15 protein-coding genes are annotated in these 14,124 nt (G+C 71.5%); 7 read left to right on the top strand and 8 right to left on the bottom strand.

The window, feature by feature from the left end; all coding sequences use genetic code 11:
* From ACIP4Y_RS30870 to ACIP4Y_RS30860, 3 genes are all read right to left on the bottom strand, one after another.
* A complete protein-coding gene (locus ACIP4Y_RS30870) occupies nucleotides 1-594 on the bottom strand; it encodes a TetR family transcriptional regulator (protein WP_401398945.1) in 594 nt (197 codons plus the stop codon).
* Nucleotides 591-2,063, bottom strand: coding sequence for an MFS transporter (locus ACIP4Y_RS30865; RefSeq protein WP_401398944.1), 1,473 nt, complete (start codon nucleotides 2,061-2,063; stop codon nucleotides 591-593). Before ACIP4Y_RS30865 ends, ACIP4Y_RS30870 begins: the two co-directional genes overlap by 4 nt.
* 158 nt (nucleotides 2,064-2,221) lie before the next feature.
* Nucleotides 2,222-3,418 carry an FAD-dependent monooxygenase gene (locus ACIP4Y_RS30860; RefSeq protein ID WP_401398943.1) on the bottom strand — a complete coding sequence of 399 codons (1,197 nt, stop codon included), beginning with the start codon at nucleotides 3,416-3,418 and terminating at the stop codon, nucleotides 2,222-2,224.
* Nucleotides 3,419-3,756: 338 nt separating this feature from the next.
* Between ACIP4Y_RS30860 and ACIP4Y_RS30855 the strand changes: the two genes are divergently transcribed.
* Both ACIP4Y_RS30855 and ACIP4Y_RS30850 read left to right on the top strand, forming a co-directional pair.
* Complete coding sequence (locus ACIP4Y_RS30855; protein ID WP_401398942.1) at nucleotides 3,757-4,134, top strand: tyrosinase cofactor; 378 nt, start codon at nucleotides 3,757-3,759, stop codon at nucleotides 4,132-4,134.
* Nucleotides 4,135-4,169: 35 nt separating this feature from the next.
* Nucleotides 4,170-4,991, top strand: a complete 822-nt coding sequence (locus ACIP4Y_RS30850; protein ID WP_358644858.1) for a tyrosinase family protein — start codon at nucleotides 4,170-4,172, stop codon at nucleotides 4,989-4,991.
* On the opposite strand, the gene ACIP4Y_RS30845 is transcribed toward ACIP4Y_RS30850, so the two are convergent.
* Nucleotides 4,992-5,690: a ribonuclease H gene (locus tag ACIP4Y_RS30845; protein WP_401398941.1), complete on the bottom strand. Its 699-nt coding sequence runs from the start codon at nucleotides 5,688-5,690 to the stop codon at nucleotides 4,992-4,994.
* A gap of 35 nt (nucleotides 5,691-5,725) precedes the next feature.
* Nucleotides 5,726-6,520: a VOC family protein gene (locus tag ACIP4Y_RS30840; protein ID WP_401398940.1), complete on the bottom strand. Its 795-nt coding sequence runs from the start codon at nucleotides 6,518-6,520 to the stop codon at nucleotides 5,726-5,728.
* Nucleotides 6,521-6,832: 312 nt separating this feature from the next.
* Between ACIP4Y_RS30840 and ACIP4Y_RS30835 the strand changes: the two genes are divergently transcribed.
* Genes ACIP4Y_RS30835 through ACIP4Y_RS30820 form a run of 4 tightly spaced genes read left to right on the top strand, consistent with a single transcriptional unit; the run spans nucleotide 6,833 to nucleotide 11,236 of the window.
* On the top strand, nucleotides 6,833-8,275 hold the full coding sequence (locus ACIP4Y_RS30835; RefSeq protein WP_401398939.1) for a family 2B encapsulin nanocompartment shell protein: 1,443 nt from the start codon (nucleotides 6,833-6,835) through the stop codon (nucleotides 8,273-8,275).
* Nucleotides 8,276-8,291: 16 nt separating this feature from the next.
* Nucleotides 8,292-9,344 (top strand): family 2 encapsulin nanocompartment cargo protein terpene cyclase, encoded by a 1,053-nt coding sequence (locus ACIP4Y_RS30830; protein ID WP_401398938.1) that lies wholly within the window; start codon nucleotides 8,292-8,294, stop codon nucleotides 9,342-9,344.
* A gap of 50 nt (nucleotides 9,345-9,394) precedes the next feature.
* A complete protein-coding gene (locus ACIP4Y_RS30825; protein WP_401398937.1) occupies nucleotides 9,395-10,273 on the top strand; it encodes a geranyl diphosphate 2-C-methyltransferase in 879 nt (292 codons plus the stop codon).
* A 54-nt stretch (nucleotides 10,274-10,327) separates the two neighbouring features.
* A complete protein-coding gene (locus tag ACIP4Y_RS30820; protein ID WP_401398936.1) occupies nucleotides 10,328-11,236 on the top strand; it encodes an aminoglycoside phosphotransferase family protein in 909 nt (302 codons plus the stop codon).
* A 13-nt stretch (nucleotides 11,237-11,249) separates the two neighbouring features.
* Here the strand turns inward: ACIP4Y_RS30820 and ACIP4Y_RS30815 are convergent, their stop codons facing one another.
* Both ACIP4Y_RS30815 and ACIP4Y_RS30810 read right to left on the bottom strand, forming a co-directional pair.
* Nucleotides 11,250-11,738: a VOC family protein gene (locus tag ACIP4Y_RS30815; RefSeq protein WP_358644850.1), complete on the bottom strand. Its 489-nt coding sequence runs from the start codon at nucleotides 11,736-11,738 to the stop codon at nucleotides 11,250-11,252.
* Nucleotides 11,739-11,908: 170 nt separating this feature from the next.
* Nucleotides 11,909-12,262 (bottom strand): helix-turn-helix domain-containing protein, encoded by a 354-nt coding sequence (locus ACIP4Y_RS30810; RefSeq protein WP_401398935.1) that lies wholly within the window; start codon nucleotides 12,260-12,262, stop codon nucleotides 11,909-11,911.
* A gap of 273 nt (nucleotides 12,263-12,535) precedes the next feature.
* On the opposite strand from ACIP4Y_RS30810, the gene ACIP4Y_RS30805 reads away from it, so the two are divergent.
* On the top strand, nucleotides 12,536-13,426 hold the full coding sequence (locus ACIP4Y_RS30805) for an RNA polymerase sigma factor SigF (RefSeq protein WP_401398934.1): 891 nt from the start codon (nucleotides 12,536-12,538) through the stop codon (nucleotides 13,424-13,426).
* 15 nt (nucleotides 13,427-13,441) lie between these two features.
* On the opposite strand, the gene ACIP4Y_RS30800 is transcribed toward ACIP4Y_RS30805, so the two are convergent.
* A complete protein-coding gene (locus ACIP4Y_RS30800) occupies nucleotides 13,442-13,897 on the bottom strand; it encodes an ATP-binding protein (RefSeq protein ID WP_401398933.1) in 456 nt (151 codons plus the stop codon).
* Between the last annotated feature and the right edge of the window lie 227 nt (nucleotides 13,898-14,124).

Raw genomic sequence — 14,124 nt, 5'->3', positions numbered from 1 at the left:
TCACCGCCCGGGCGTGAGCTGCGCCTGTACGACGGGCCCGTAGCGGTCGGCGAGGGCGTCGGCGTCGGTGCCGCGCAGGTGCGGGCCGCGGGCGATGCCGTACATCACGCCGAGGCCGACGAGGGCGGCGACGGCGAGTTCGGCGCGCAGGCCCGCGTCGGGGCCGGTGAGCCGGGCGGCGAGGCGTTCGGTCACCTGGGCGCGGAAGTTGGCCCGCAGCACCTCGCCGTGGTCGCCGTGCAGCGGGGCGAAGGCGATGCGCAGCAGCGGATCGGCGCCCCGCTCGCGCTGGCTGGAGACCACGTGCCGGACCATGTGCCGGCCGAGGTCGTCCAGCGGGGCGTCGAGCAGGTCGTCGGCGTCGGTGTCGAAGGACATCACGCGGGCGAACAGGGCGTCCTTGTTGCCGAAGTACTTCAGGATCAGCGGCGGGCTGACCCCGGCCCGCTCGGCGACGGCCTTGAGGGTGATGTCGGCGTGCGCGTGCCGGGCCAGGAGGTGGCGGGCGGCCTTCAGGATGGCGGCCTTGGTGGCCTCCGCGTCCCGGCGTGCGGGGGCGGGCGCCTGACCGGGTGGCGTGGTCATGGTCCTCATGCTCCCTCCAAAGCCTCGTCGCGGGTGCCCCGGGGGGCGCCGCGGTCCCGCCGGGTGCCGCGGGCGGGGCCGTCGCCGGGGATGGACAGGGCCGCCGCGCAGGCCGCGAGGGCGACGGTGCCGGCCAGGGCGAAGGCGAGCAGGTAGCCGTGCAGGGTGGGCACGGGGACGCCGCCGAGGGGGCTGCTGTGGTGGACGAGGACGGCGGCGACGGCCGCGCTGGAGACGGCCTGGCCGATGGTCCGCATGAGGACGTTGACGCCGTTGGCTGAGGCGGTCTGGGCGGCCGGTACGGCGCGCAGGATCAGGGTCGGCAGCGCGGAGTAGGCGAGCGTGGTGCCGGTCGCCACCACGGTGGCGCCCAGGATGATCATCCACAGGTCGCGGCTGTCGGCGATGCGGAGCGCGTACCCGCAGGCGATGACGGCGGCGCCCAGCGCGAGCGTGATCCGCGGGCCGCGCACGGCCGAGATACGGGCCGACAGCGGCGAGAACAGCAGCATGGTGACGCCGCCGGGCAGCAGGCAGAGCCCGGTGGCGACGATGGACAGGCCGAGGCCGTACCCGGTGGCCTTCGGCGCCTGCACCAGCTGGGCGGTGACCAGCGAGTTGGCGTAGAAGGCGAACCCGGTCAGCAGGGCCGCCACATGGGACAGGCCCACCCGCGGCCGGGTGACCAGCCGCAGATCGACCAACGGCCGTGCGGTGCGGAGCTGCTGCCGGCACCACAGGGCGAGGACGACGGCCGCCCCGAGGAACAGTGCGAGGACCCGTGCGCTCCCCCAGCCCCAGGTGCCGCCCTGGGAGACGCCGAGCAGCAGGCAGACCAGCCCGGCGGCGAGGCCGAGCGCGCCGGCGACGTCGAACCGGCCGGGCTCGCGCAGCGGCGACTCCGGCACCGCCCACCAGGTCGCCGCGACACCCAGCGTGCCCAGGGCGCTGGTCAGCCAGAACATGGTGTGCCAGTCGGCGTACTGCACGACCAGCGCGGCGAGCGGCAGGCCGAGCGCGGCGCCGATGCCGACGGTCGAACTCATCAGCGCCACCGCCGAGCCCCGGCGCTCGGGCGGGAGTTCGTCGCGCAGGATGCTGATGGAGAGCGGGACCACGGAGGCGGCGGCGCCCTGGAGCGCGCGGGCGGCGATGAGGACGCCGATGTCGGAGGAGAGCGCGCACATCACGGAGCCGACGGTCATCAGGGCGAGCGCGGCGGTGAGTACCCGGCGCTTGCCGTACATGTCGCCGGCCCGGCCGAGCACGGGGGTGAGGACGGCGCCGGAGAGCAGGGTCGCGGTGACCGTCCAGGAGACGGTGGCGGCCGACGCGCCGGTGAGCCGGGGCAGGTCGGGCAGGAGCGGGACGACCACGGTCTGCATGACCGCCATGAGGATGCCGCCCGACGCCAGGACCGGGACGGTGAGCCGGTCGCGCAGCCGGGGCCGCGGGGGTATGGGTGCTGGCTGGTCCATCGGCGCTCCTGCGGGCGGCACGGTGACGAGGTGAATACCCATTCACCTTATCGAGTGAATGGGTATTCACCAACGTTTCTTCGCCCGAACGGGGAGCCCCGGCATCAGGCCGGGTTGTGCCGGGTGGGGCGAGCCGGCGGGGGTCGGAGGAAGAGCGGCTAGCCCCGGCGGGCCGTGGAGCGGGCGTGCAGGGCGCGGGCGGCGCGGGGGCCGAGCCAGCGCTTGAGCCTGCGCAGCGGCTCCAGTTGTCCGGCCGCCTTGTCCAGGCCGTAGTACAGCTGCGGCGGGAGGTAGGGCAGCAGCGGCGAGTGGCGCTGGCCGAGCAGGGCGAACATCCGGTGCGGGGGCAGGTGGATGTAGCGGGGCAGGTTCTCGTACCACTGGGCGCTGTAGCGGGCCGCGCTCTGCACGGACAGCAGGTCGGCCTGGCGCCGGCGCTCGTAGGCGGCGAGGGCCTCGGGCAGGCCGGCGTGGTCGCGCAGGGCGCCGGCCAGGCACATGGCGTCCTCCACGGCGAGGCTGGTGCCGGCGCCGATGGAGTAGTGGGTGGTGTGGGCCGCGTCGCCGAGCAGGACCACGTTGCCGTGGTGCCAGGTCCGGTTGGTGAGGGTGCGGAAGGTCAGCCAGGAGGCGCCGGAGCGGGCGATGAGGGGGTGACCGTCGAGGACGTCGGCGAAGAGCTTCTCCAGCAGGGCGAGTCCTTCGGCCTCGTCGGCCCGGTCCAGGCCGAGGCCGGTGAAGGTCTGCGGGGAGCACTCGACGACGCAGGTGCTGTGGTTGCCGCTGTAGCCGTAGCCGTAGGCCCAGATCCAGCCGTGCTCGGTCTCGGTGAAGGCGAAGGTGAAGGCGTCGAAGACCTTGGTGGTGCCGAGCCAGATGTAGTGGTTGCGGCCGGCGGTGACGCGGGTGCCGAAGTGGCCGGCCGCGCGGGTGCGCAGGGCGCTGTGCACGCCGTCGGCCGCGACGACGAGGTCGGCGCCGGCGGGCGGCTCCGTCAGCTCGCTCTCGAACTCCAGGCGGACACCGAGGGCGCGGGCGCGGCCGGCGAGCAGGCCGAGCAGCCGGTGCCGGCCGATCCCGAAGCCCTCGTCGCCCCGGTGCCGGGTGGTCAGGTCGCCGACGCGGGCGACGCCGTCGGTCCAGCGCACGGAGTGCTCCTCGATCGCGCGCACCGATTCCGGGTCGTGCTCCTGGAGCTTGTCGAGGAGTCCGCGCCAGTACGTGACACCCCAGCCGTAGGTGGAACCCTCCGGGTTGCGTTCATGGACGGTGATGTCATGGGACGGGTCCTGCCGCTTGAGCAGGATGGCGAGGTACAGGCCCGCGGGCCCGCCTCCGACGCAGACGACCTTCATACGCACACCCCTGACAGTCACCGGACGTGGTCGGACGGCACCGGAGAGTAGCAGGGCTGCGGCCCGCCCGATCGCGCCAGTTTGGCGTGGTGAGCGGCGCCACTCGGACGGACGGCGACCGGAAAGGATCATCGGAAACCGGGGCCCCTCGGCAAGGAATTCCCCGTTCCGGAGCGGATCGACCCACCGTCACAGCAAGATCATCTTAGTTCAACTCTGTACGACATGTGGTTAATTGTCCGGATCGTAGCCAACCGGTTCCGGATGATTTCTTCCGCTCCGGAACGTCCCGATAGGCATGCGTGGTCACCACTGGACCACTCCTGAGGAGGACCCGCATGCCCGACATCACCCGGCGCCGCGCGCTCACCGCGGCAGCCGCCGTCGCCGCGACGGCCTCGGTCGCCACCCTCGCCGCGCCCGCCGCGTCGGCCGCCGGCCACCACATGCCCACCACCCCCGGCTCCTTCGACGAGGTCTACAAGGGCCGCCGGATACAGGGCCGTCCGGCGAGCGGCGGCGGACACCACCACGAACACGGCGGCGGCTACGCGGTGTTCGTCGACGGCGTGCAACTGCACGTGATGCAGAACGCCGACGGCAGCTGGATCAGCGTCGTCAGCCACTACGACCCGGTGCCCACTCCGCGCGCCGCCGCCCGTGCCGCGGTGGACGAGCTGCAGGGCGCACCGCTGCTGCCGTTCCCCGCCAACTGACCGCCCCCGCAAGGACTTCCGGAGCACCGCGCACCATGACCGTACGCAAGAACCAGGCCACCCTCACCGCCGACGAGAAGAAGCGGTTCGTCGCCGCCGTCCTCGAACTCAAGCGCAGCGGGCGCTACGACGACTTCGTCCGCACGCACAACGAGTTCATCATGTCGGACACCGACACCGGCGAGCGGACCGGCCACCGCTCCCCGTCCTTCCTGCCCTGGCACCGCAGATTCCTGCTCGACTTCGAGCAGGCTCTGCAGTCCGTGGACTCCTCGGTGGCGCTGCCCTACTGGGACTGGAGCACCGACCGCACGGTGCGCGCCTCGCTGTGGGCACCGGACTTCCTCGGCGGCACCGGACGCAGCACCGACGGCCGGGTGATGGACGGCCCGTTCGCCGCGTCCACGGGCAACTGGCCAATCAACGTGCGGGTCGACAGCCGTACGTTCCTGCGCCGCTCGCTCGGCACCAGCGTGCGGGAGCTGCCCACGCGTGCCGAGGTGGAGTCGGTGCTGTCCATGGCGACGTACGACATGGCGCCGTACAACAGCTCCTCGGACGGCTTCCGCAACCACCTGGAGGGCTGGCGCGGGGTCAACCTGCACAACCGCGTGCACGTGTGGGTCGGCGGGCAGATGGCCACCGGGGTCTCCCCCAACGACCCGGTGTTCTGGCTGCACCACGCCTACATCGACAAGCTCTGGTCGGAGTGGCAGCGGCGGCACCCGGGCGTGGGCTATGTGCCGACGGGCGGCACGCCGGACGTGGTGGACCTGAACGACACCATGAAGCCGTGGAACACCGTGCGCCCGGCGGACCTGCTGGATCACACCAAGTTCTACACGTTCGACGTCTGATCAGGCCTCGGCGGTACGGCACTCCGGGTGGCCCCAGCCCTGCGCGTTCTTGGCGATCTTCTCGCCGGCCGCGTAGGGCCGGCCGCACTGGCAGCGGCCGGGGAACTTCGCCTTGATCGTGCGGGCGGACGCGGCGCCGCCGGTGCGGCGGGGCGCCTTCGCGCGCGGTGCCCCGGCCGCCTTCGGGGTGTCGGGCGACGGCGGAGGCTCCGGCGAGCCGAGCGCGCTGCCGGCCGCCTCCTGGACGGAGGCCGCCTGGCTGGCCGCGCGGTCGGCGAAGTCGTTCAGCGGATCGCCGTCGACCTGGTGGGCGGGCACGTAGCGGAACTCGACGGACCGGCCGCCGAGGAGCTCGTCGATGCGGACCACCAGGTCCTGGTTGGCGACGGGCTTGCCGGCGGCGGTCTTCCAGCCGTTTCGCTTCCAGCCGGGCAGCCAGGTGGTGACGGCCTTCATCGCGTACTGGGAGTCCATCCGGATCTCCAGCGGCACGTCCGGGTCGACGGCCGCGAGCAACTGCTCCAGGGCCGTCAGCTCGGCGACGTTGTTGGTGGCCCGGCCGAGCGGGCCGGCCGCCCAGCGCGCGGGGGTCCGCTCGTCGCCGTCCGAGACCACCCACGCCCATCCGGCCGGTCCGGGGTTTCCTTTCGAAGCCCCGTCGCACGCGGCCACCACACGTTCACGCATGTCCTCGATCATGCCACGGCCGCAGGCAGCGCCGTTCCGGGACCGGTTCAGACGTCCTTGACCTTCGGCATCTCGCCCTCGGTGGTCGTGATGTCGATCACCGAGAAGTTCGCGCCCTGCGGGTCGCTCAGCGCCGCGAACCGGCCGAAGGGGCTGCTCATCGGCCCGAAGCGGAGGATCCCGCCGAGCTTGACCGCCCGGTCGACGGCGGCGTCGCAGTCGTCGACGGCGAAGTAGACATTGATGTACGACGGCACCTCGGGCGGGAAGTCGTCCGTCATCCGCATCCGGCCGAGGACGGTGTCCCCGCCGACGTCGAACATCCGGAAGTCGACCGCGTCGTCCTCGATCTCCTTCATCCGGTACGGGAAGACGGCCGAGAGGAAGGCGTCCGCCTGCTCCGGCTCCCTGGTGAAGACCTCGGCCCAGCAGTAGGCGCCGGGCGTGGCCGTCGTCTCGAAGCCCTCGTGGGTGCCCGCCTGCCACACGCCGAACACGGCCCCGCTGGGCTCCCGGGCCAGGCACATGGTGCCGAACTCGCCGACCTGCATCGGCTCCATCAGCATCTCGCCGCCGTTCTGCCGGATCTTCTCCGCGGTGGCCGCGGCGTCCGGCGAGGCCAAGTACAGGCACCACTGCGACTGGCCCTCCTGGCCGGGCATCGGCGGGACGACGGCGGCGACGGCCTTGCCGTCCGCATAGGCCTGTGTGTAGTTGCCGTACTCCGACGACGACTCGCCGAAGGTCCAGCCGAGGACGTCACCGTAGAACCGCTTGGCTCCCTCGACGTCGCTGAACATCGCATCGGCCCAACAGGGCGTTCCCTCGGGTTGCACGGCCATGATCGAAGCCCTCTCGGTCAGCTGGGGTCCCGCTACCTCACGCTAGCCACCCCGTCGACGCCCCGCTCGCCGAACGCCCGGAGCCGCAAACTCGGGGAAAGCCGGGCGCGGGGGCACAAGATCGGCGCGCGATCAGCACAACCGCCACAGAACGCTCCTCACGCAGGTTTACACCACACGGTGATCAAAACCGCCCCTTTCACGCTGTACCGGGACACCACGCGTCCTGTTTGGCTGTTCCGAGCACAGCGGCATCCCGCGCACCACCGACCGATCCGCACCATCCCCGTCCGCCTGTTTGCAGGAGGGAATGTGTCCACTCCGGACATCGCCACCGGTTCCGCAGTCGACGAACCCGATCCCGGCACGCCGGCCGACGCCCGGCTCACCAGCCTGAGCACCCGGGCGGCCCGGCAGCTCACGACCACCACCAAATCCGAACCGCAGATGCAGGCCATCACCTCGCGATGGCTGCTGAAGACCCTGCCGTGGGTGGACGTCAAGGGCGGCGCCTACCGGGTCAACCGGCGTCTGCAGCTGCGCACCGGTCGCGGGCGCGTGCACTTCGAGCAGAACGGCGCGGACGACGTCCGGGTGATTCCCGAGACCCTGACCGAGCTGCCGATCCTGCGCGGCTATCCCGACACCGACGTGCTGCGGGAGATCGCCACCCGCTTCCAGTGCCGGGAGGTGCGCGCGGGCCAGGTGCTGTTCGAGGCGGGGCAGCCGGTCACCGAGGCGTACCTCGTGGCGCACGGGCGCTTCACCCGGTACGCCAACGGAAAGTACGGCGACGAGGAGATCGTCGGCGTCGTCACCAACGGCGACCAGATGGGCGACGAGGCGGTCGGCCAGTCCGATCCGCTGTGGCTGACCTCCGTCCGGGCGGAGACCGCGGGTGTGGTGCTGGCGCTGCCCTGGGCGGTCGTGGAGGAGTACACCGCGCGGGTGCCCTCCCTCGCGGCGCACCTGCGGGCGTACGTCGAGCGGCAGGGCCGGCCGATGAACCGCAAAGGTGAGGCGGAGCTGCCCGTGCAGGCCGGGCACGTCGGCGAGCCGACCCTGCCGGCTGGCTTCGTCGACTACGAACTCTCCCCGCGCGAGTACGAGTTGTCGCTCACGCAGACCGTGTTGCGGGTGCACACGAGGGTGGCCGACCTCTACAACGACCCGATGGACCAGACCGCCCAGCAGCTGAGGCTGACCGTCGAGGAGATCCGCGAGCGGCAGGAGTGGGAGCTGGTCAACAACCGCGAGTTCGGACTCCTGCACAACGTCGACTACGGCCAGCGCATCAGCAGCCTAACGGGACCGCCGACCCCCGACGACATGGACGAACTGCTGGCGATGCGGCGCAAGACGAAGGTCTTCCTCGCCCACCCCAAGGCGATCGCGGCCTTCTTCCGGCAGTGCAACAAACGGGGACTGGTGCCGGGCACCGCGAGCGTCGACGGTCATGAGGTGCCCGCCTGGCGAGGCGTGCCGATCTTCCCGTGCAGCAAGATCCCGATCACCGAGAACCACACCAGCAGCATCATCGCGCTGCGCACCGGCGAGGCCGACCAGGGCGTGATCGGCCTCTACCAGACCGGCATCCCCGAGGAGTTCCAGCCGGGCCTGAACGTCCGCTTCATGGGCATCGACAGCGCCGCGATCATCAACTACCTCGTCACGGCCTACTACTCGCTGGCCATCCTGGTGCCCGACGCGGCCGGAATCCTGGAGAACGTCCAGATCGGCCGGACCGCCGAGTGACGGCCGGGAGCATCCGATGAGCACACAGACCCACGCGTACCGGCTGCCCGGGCCGCCGGACATCGCCCGGAGCATGCGCAGGGACCGGCGCACCGGGACGATCCCCGGACTGCGCCACCGGCCGGCCGCTCCCGCCGATCCGGCGAAGGCCGCCGAGGTCGACCGCCGGCTGGAGGCCTGGGCGCGCGGCCTCGACCTGTTCCCCGCGGCATGGAAGGGGGACTTCTCCGGCTTCCAGTTCGGCCGGGCCGTCGTACTGCAGCATCCCGGCGCCCTCGACCTGGACCGCCTGACCGTTGCCGGCAAGCTGCTCCTCGCGGAGAACGTCGTCGACTCCTGCTACTGCGAGGAGGACGAGGGCCGGGGCGGCGCCCGCCGCGGGCTCGGCGGGCGGCTGATCACGGCCCAGTCGGCGATCGACCCCTACCACGGCATCCCCGAGCTGGAGGAGGAGTGGCGTCAGGGCGTACGGGCCGACGGTCCCCTGCGCTCGTACCACTTCGCCCTCGCCGACTTCGCCGCGTTCGCCACGCCCAGCCAGACCGACCGGTTCGTGCACGACATCGCCCGGCTGCACCTGGGCTACCTGGCCGAGGCCGCCTGGGCGGAGACCCGGTACACGCCCAGGGTGTGGGAGTACCTGGTGATGCGGCAGTTCAACAACTTCCGGCCCTGTCTGTCGATCGTCGACGCGGTGGACGGCTACGAAGTGCCCGAACAGGTCTACGCCCGCCCCGAGATCCAGCGGATCACGGCGCTGGCCTGCAACGCCACCACCATCGTGAACGACCTGTACTCCTTCACCAAGGAGCTGGCCAGCGATCCGACCCACCTGAACCTGCCGCAGGTGGTCGCCGCCAACGAACGCTGCGGGCTGAAGGCCGCCTATCTGAAGTCCGTCGAGATCCACAACCGGATCATGGAGGCCTTCGAGGAGGAGTCCGCCGTGCTGTCCGGCACCTCGCCCGTCGTGGAGCGCTACGCCCAGGGGCTCGCCGCCTGGGTGTCCGGCAACCACGAGTGGCACGCCACCAACTCCCACCGTTACCACCTGCCCGACTACTGGTAACCGCCCGCTGTCACGGAACGAACCACCGCCAACTGCGCAAGGAGCCACCGTTGACGACCGTGCCCGTCACCCGGACCGCATCCGTTCCGGTACCGGCCCAGTCCACTTACCAGAGCCGCGTCGCCGACTACTGGAACGCCGAGGAGAACCCGGTCAACCTCGAACTCGGCAAGATCGACGACCTCTACCACCACCACTACGGGATCGGAGCGGCCGACCGCTCGGTGCTCGACGAGCCGGACAGCGCGCTGCGGCGGGAGCGCATCACCACCGAACTGCACCGGCTCGAACACGCCCAGGCCGAACTGCTCGCCTCCCACCTCGGGCCGCTCTCCCCCACGGACCGGGTCTTCGACGCCGGCTGCGGCCGCGGCGGCGGCAGCGTGGTGGCGCACCTGCGGTACGGCTGCCACGCCGACGGCGTCACGATCTCCGCCAAGCAGGCCGACTTCGCCAATGAGCAGGCCCGCAAGCGGGGCATCGACGGCAAGGTGCGCTACCACCACCGCAACATGCTCGACACCGGCTTCGAGACCGGCGGGTACGCGGCGTCCTGGAACAACGAGTCCACCATGTACGTCGAGCTGGACCTGCTCTTCGCCGAGCACGCCCGGCTGCTGCGCCGCGGCGGACGCTACGTGGTGATCACCGGCTGCTACAACGACACCTACGGACAGGCCTCCCGCGAGGTGTCGCTGATCAACGCGCACTACATCTGCGACATCCATCCGCGGTCGGCGTACTTCCGCGCGCTGGCCCGCAACCGGCTGGTGCCCGTGCACGTGGAAGACCTGACGCAGGCCACCATCCCGTACTGGGAACTGCGCAGGGAGGCGGACCACCTGGTCACCGGCATCGAGGACACGTTCCTGTCCGCGTACCGCAACGGCAGTTTCCAGTACCTGCTCATCGTGGCCGACCGGGTCTGAGCCCGGCGAAATCCCGTCGACAGCGAGGGCGTCCAGGCGCTGGGATGGGCTGCGATGAGTGCCTTCCACAGCCACAGGCAGATGCACGCCGACGAGGTAGCCCTCGACGCCCCGCTGGTCCGACGACTGATCGCCCGCCGGTTCCCGCAGTGGGCCGCGCTGCCCTTACGGCGTCTCGCGTCCTCCGGGACCGAGAACGCCATGTTCCGTCTGGGCGGCGACCTCGTGGTCCGGCTCCCCCGGCGCCCCTCCGCCGTGCCGGACGTCACGCACGAGCACCGCTGGCTGCCCCGGCTCGGCCCGCTGCTGCCGGTGGCGGTGCCCGAGCCGCTGGGCATGGGCGAACCCGATGACGGCTTCCCGTGGCCCTGGTCCGTGTACCGCTGGCTGGAGGGACACAATCCGGTCGCGGGAGCCGTGGTGGAACCGGAGCGGCTCGCCGAGGAGCTGGGGGGGTTCGTGCGCGCGCTGCGCCGGATCGACCCGCACGACGGGCCGGCCGCCGGCCGGGGCGTGCCGCTCGCCGACCGGGACGAGCCGACCCGCGCCGCGCTCGCCCGGCTCACCGGCCGGATCGACACCGGGGCCGTGACGGCCTTGTGGGAGGAGGCGCTGCGGGCCCCGGCGCACTCCGGTCCGCCGGCCTGGGCGCACGCGGACCTGTCCCCGGGGAACGTGCTGGTCGACGGCGGACGGCTGAGCGCGGTCATCGACTTCGGCACCGCCGGGGTCGGCGATCCCGCCGTGGATCTGATCGTGGCCTGGAACCTGCTGCCGGCGACCGCCCGCGAGACCTTCCGCAAGGCCGTCGGGGCGGGGGACGCGGAGTGGGCGCGCGGACGGGGCTGGGCGCTGTCGATCTCACTGATCCAGCTGCCGTACTACTGGGACACCAACCCGGCCCTGGCGGAGAACTCCCGGCATGTGATCGCCGAAATCCTCGCCGAGGCCGGGGCGCGGTGACGGCGGCCGGACCCTACGGCTGTCCGCCGGCGTACGCCTGCTCCAGGGCCGCCGCGTCCAGCTTGCCCATGCCCATCATGGCCTTGGTGGCGCGCGCGGCCTTCTCCGGGTCCGGGTCGCCGATCATGTCGAGCAGCGGGGCGTACACGACCTGCCAGGAGACGCCGTACTTGTCCTTGAGCCAGCCGCACGGGCCGCCCTCGCCGCCGTTCTCGGTGAGCTTCGTCCAGTAGTGGTCGATCTCGTCCTGGTCGGCGCACAGGATCTGGAAGGAGATCGCCTCGTTGAACGTGAACTCGGGGCCGCCGTTGAGCGCGACGAACTTCTGGCCGTTGGCGGTGAACTCCACGGTCAGCACGGAACCGGCCGGTCCGGGACCGGACTCGGGCCACCGGACGACGCGGCCGATGCCGGAGTTCTCGAAGACGGACACGTAGTGGTGCGCGGCCTCCTCCGCCTGGCCGTCGAACCAGAGACACGTGGTGAATCCGTCGGTGGTCATGAGCGCCTCCTGGGGGTGGAGCGGGGCGTGGAACGCGGTCACGGGTGTCGACCGCGCCGGGGCGCGAAACTCATCGGTCTGCCCTCCGGACCATCCGAACGGGTGAAGGCGCTCCCGGGGCATCCCGGCCGCGCCGTCGGCCGCACTGCCCGGCCGGCCGGGCACTCCGGTCAGGCGGCCAGGCAGAGCCCCTGGTACGGCCGGTGCGGTGCGGCGGCGGGCCGGCGTCGCTCGGCCGTGCGCCGGGCCAGCTCGCCGTGGGTCAGCGACAGCAGATCGCCGAGCCCCAGGCCGAGCGCGTGAGCGGCGGCGGCGAGCACCTCGGACGAGGCCTCCTTGCGGCCCCGCTCGATCTCGGACAGGTAGGGCAGCGAGATCCGGGCCGCGTCGGCCACGTCCTTGAGCGTGCGTTCCTGCGCCTGCCGCTCGCGGCGCAGCACCTCTCCGACCAGATCCCGCCAGAGGGGCTCCCTGGGTGCGGGCAGAGGGATGACGCGGGCTTCGTCGCTCACCGGGTTGCTCATCCCGTCAGCCTAGGAGCGGTACCGTCGGGGGCAAGGGCCCGGTGTTGCGCCCTGAGGGAAATCCAGGCCGGTCGGGGGCTTGGACCGGCCGTTTTTCGCCAGTGCTGAACGGCCGGTGCATGCGCCGCGTCACCGTGGGTACCCGCGCCGTGAGCGCCTCGACGGCACGCATACACCGGCGGTCGACGGGTACTCGGTGCACGTGAGCTGTACCGGGAACCCGACACAAGCTGTAGAGGCAGACGTCGAACCGTGACTTTCGTGGGAGAGGCAATGAACACCGCCGCCGGGATCCGGTCGGAAGCAGAGGTCGTGGAGCAGACCGAGCAGGACAGGACGGGCGACGGAGCACTGCCTGGCATCGCGGACCCGGCGTCCATCGCCCCGCGGGACGCCCGGGAGCTGTCGCGACAGTTCTTCCGCCGGCTGACAGAGCTGGAAGAGGGCACGCACGAGTACCAGTACGCGCGCAACACCCTCATCGAGATGAACATGTCGCTGGTGCGGTTCGCGGCCGGACGGTTCCGGGGCCGCGGCGACGACATGGAGGACATCGTCCAGACCGGCATGATCGGCCTCATCAAGGCCATCGACCGGTTCGAACTGGCACGCGAGGTCGAGTTCACCTCGTTCGCGCTGCCGTACATCGTCGGTGAGATCAAGCGGTTCTTCCGGGACACCACCTGGGCGGTCCACGTGCCGCGCCGGCTCCAGGAGCTGCGCGTGGAGCTGGCCAAGGCCCGTGAGGAGCTGTCCAGCCGACTGGACCGCGATCCGACGACCGCCGAGCTGGCCACGCTGATGAACATCTCCGAGAAGGAGGTGGTCGAGGCCCAGCTCGCCTCCAACGGCTACAACTCCGCCTCCCTGGACGCCGCGCTCACCGGCGACGGCCCCGAGGACGGCGAGGCGGTGCTCGCCGACTTCATCGGCGTGGAGGAGGAGGGGCTGCAGCTCGTCGAGGACTTCCACGCGCTCGCCCCGCTGATGGCGGAGCTGAGCGAACGCGACCGCCAGATCATTCACCTGCGGTTCGTGGAGGAAGCCACCCAGGCGGAGATCGGCGAGCGGCTCGGTTGCTCCCAGATGCACGTCTCCCGGCTGATCAAGCGGATCATCACCCGGCTGCGCGAGGGGATGCTCGGCGAGCTCGGCTGCGCCTGACGCCGGGCGTCCGGCTCAGTCCCGCCGCAGTTCGAAGACAGCGCGCACGCGCTTGCCCACGGGTACGCGCTCGACGGTGACCTGCGAGGCCAGGGCGTGCACGATCTCCAGACCGTGCCGCCCGATCCGCTGGGGGTCCTTCGGGAAACGGCGGGGCAGGGCGCTGCTGCTGTCGTACACGGACACCACCACCGCGGCGTCCGTGCCTTCCAGTTCCAGGATGTACGGCCCGTTGCTGTGCCGGTCGGCGTTGGTGACCAGCTCGCTCACCATCAGCAGCAGCTCGCCGTCCGCCCGGCCGTCGGCGCTGGCGCACCACTCCGTGCGCAGCTGCTGGAGGAACTGGGACGCGAAGGCGCGCGCGTCGGCGATGCATCCGGGTTCGCCGGTGTAGTGCGCCGCGCGCCGCAGCGGCTCCACGGGTACGTCGAAGCCAGTCGGTATCACTGCCCCGCCCAGGTGCTCGGTCATACTGTCTCTCTCGGAAAACCCGGTCCGGCCGGTCGATGTTGCACCAGTCCTCGTACCCCGAGCCCGGCCCGCCAGTCCACCCGATCCGTTCGCCGACCGCGCACAGTGGCGAGAGTCACTGCGGCGCCCCGGACGGCCCGCAGTGCGGCTCAGGAACCGCCCTGCTGCTGAGGCTGCTCCTGCTGCTGGTCCTGCTGCTCTTGTTGCTGTTGCTCTTGTTGCTGCTG

The sequence above is a fragment of the Streptomyces sp. NPDC088810 genome, from assembly GCF_044750305.1.
Classification (GTDB): Bacteria; Actinomycetota; Actinomycetes; order Streptomycetales; family Streptomycetaceae; genus Streptomyces.
The sequence above is the reverse complement of the archived record's forward strand: the minus strand, read 5'-3'. Positions and strand labels throughout refer to the sequence as shown.

Excerpts from the sequence above, each read along its gene's own strand:
- ACIP4Y_RS30870 (WP_401398945.1), bottom strand. The coding sequence starts at position 594 with ATGAGGACCATGACCACGCCACCCGGTCAGGCGCCCGCCCCCGCACGC.
- ACIP4Y_RS30865 (WP_401398944.1), bottom strand. The coding sequence starts at position 2,063 with ATGGACCAGCCAGCACCCATACCCCCGCGGCCCCGGCTGCGCGACCGG.
- ACIP4Y_RS30860 (WP_401398943.1), bottom strand. The coding sequence starts at position 3,418 with ATGAAGGTCGTCTGCGTCGGAGGCGGGCCCGCGGGCCTGTACCTCGCC.
- ACIP4Y_RS30855 (WP_401398942.1), top strand. The coding sequence starts at position 3,757 with ATGCCCGACATCACCCGGCGCCGCGCGCTCACCGCGGCAGCCGCCGTC.
- ACIP4Y_RS30850 (WP_358644858.1), top strand. The coding sequence starts at position 4,170 with ATGACCGTACGCAAGAACCAGGCCACCCTCACCGCCGACGAGAAGAAG.
- ACIP4Y_RS30845 (WP_401398941.1), bottom strand. The coding sequence starts at position 5,690 with ATGATCGAGGACATGCGTGAACGTGTGGTGGCCGCGTGCGACGGGGCT.
- ACIP4Y_RS30840 (WP_401398940.1), bottom strand. The coding sequence starts at position 6,520 with ATGGCCGTGCAACCCGAGGGAACGCCCTGTTGGGCCGATGCGATGTTC.
- ACIP4Y_RS30830 (WP_401398938.1), top strand. The coding sequence starts at position 8,292 with ATGAGCACACAGACCCACGCGTACCGGCTGCCCGGGCCGCCGGACATC.
- ACIP4Y_RS30820 (WP_401398936.1), top strand. The coding sequence starts at position 10,328 with ATGAGTGCCTTCCACAGCCACAGGCAGATGCACGCCGACGAGGTAGCC.
- ACIP4Y_RS30815 (WP_358644850.1), bottom strand. The coding sequence starts at position 11,738 with ATGACCACCGACGGATTCACCACGTGTCTCTGGTTCGACGGCCAGGCG.
- ACIP4Y_RS30810 (WP_401398935.1), bottom strand. The coding sequence starts at position 12,262 with ATGAGCAACCCGGTGAGCGACGAAGCCCGCGTCATCCCTCTGCCCGCA.
- ACIP4Y_RS30805 (WP_401398934.1), top strand. The coding sequence starts at position 12,536 with ATGAACACCGCCGCCGGGATCCGGTCGGAAGCAGAGGTCGTGGAGCAG.
- ACIP4Y_RS30800 (WP_401398933.1), bottom strand. The coding sequence starts at position 13,897 with ATGACCGAGCACCTGGGCGGGGCAGTGATACCGACTGGCTTCGACGTA.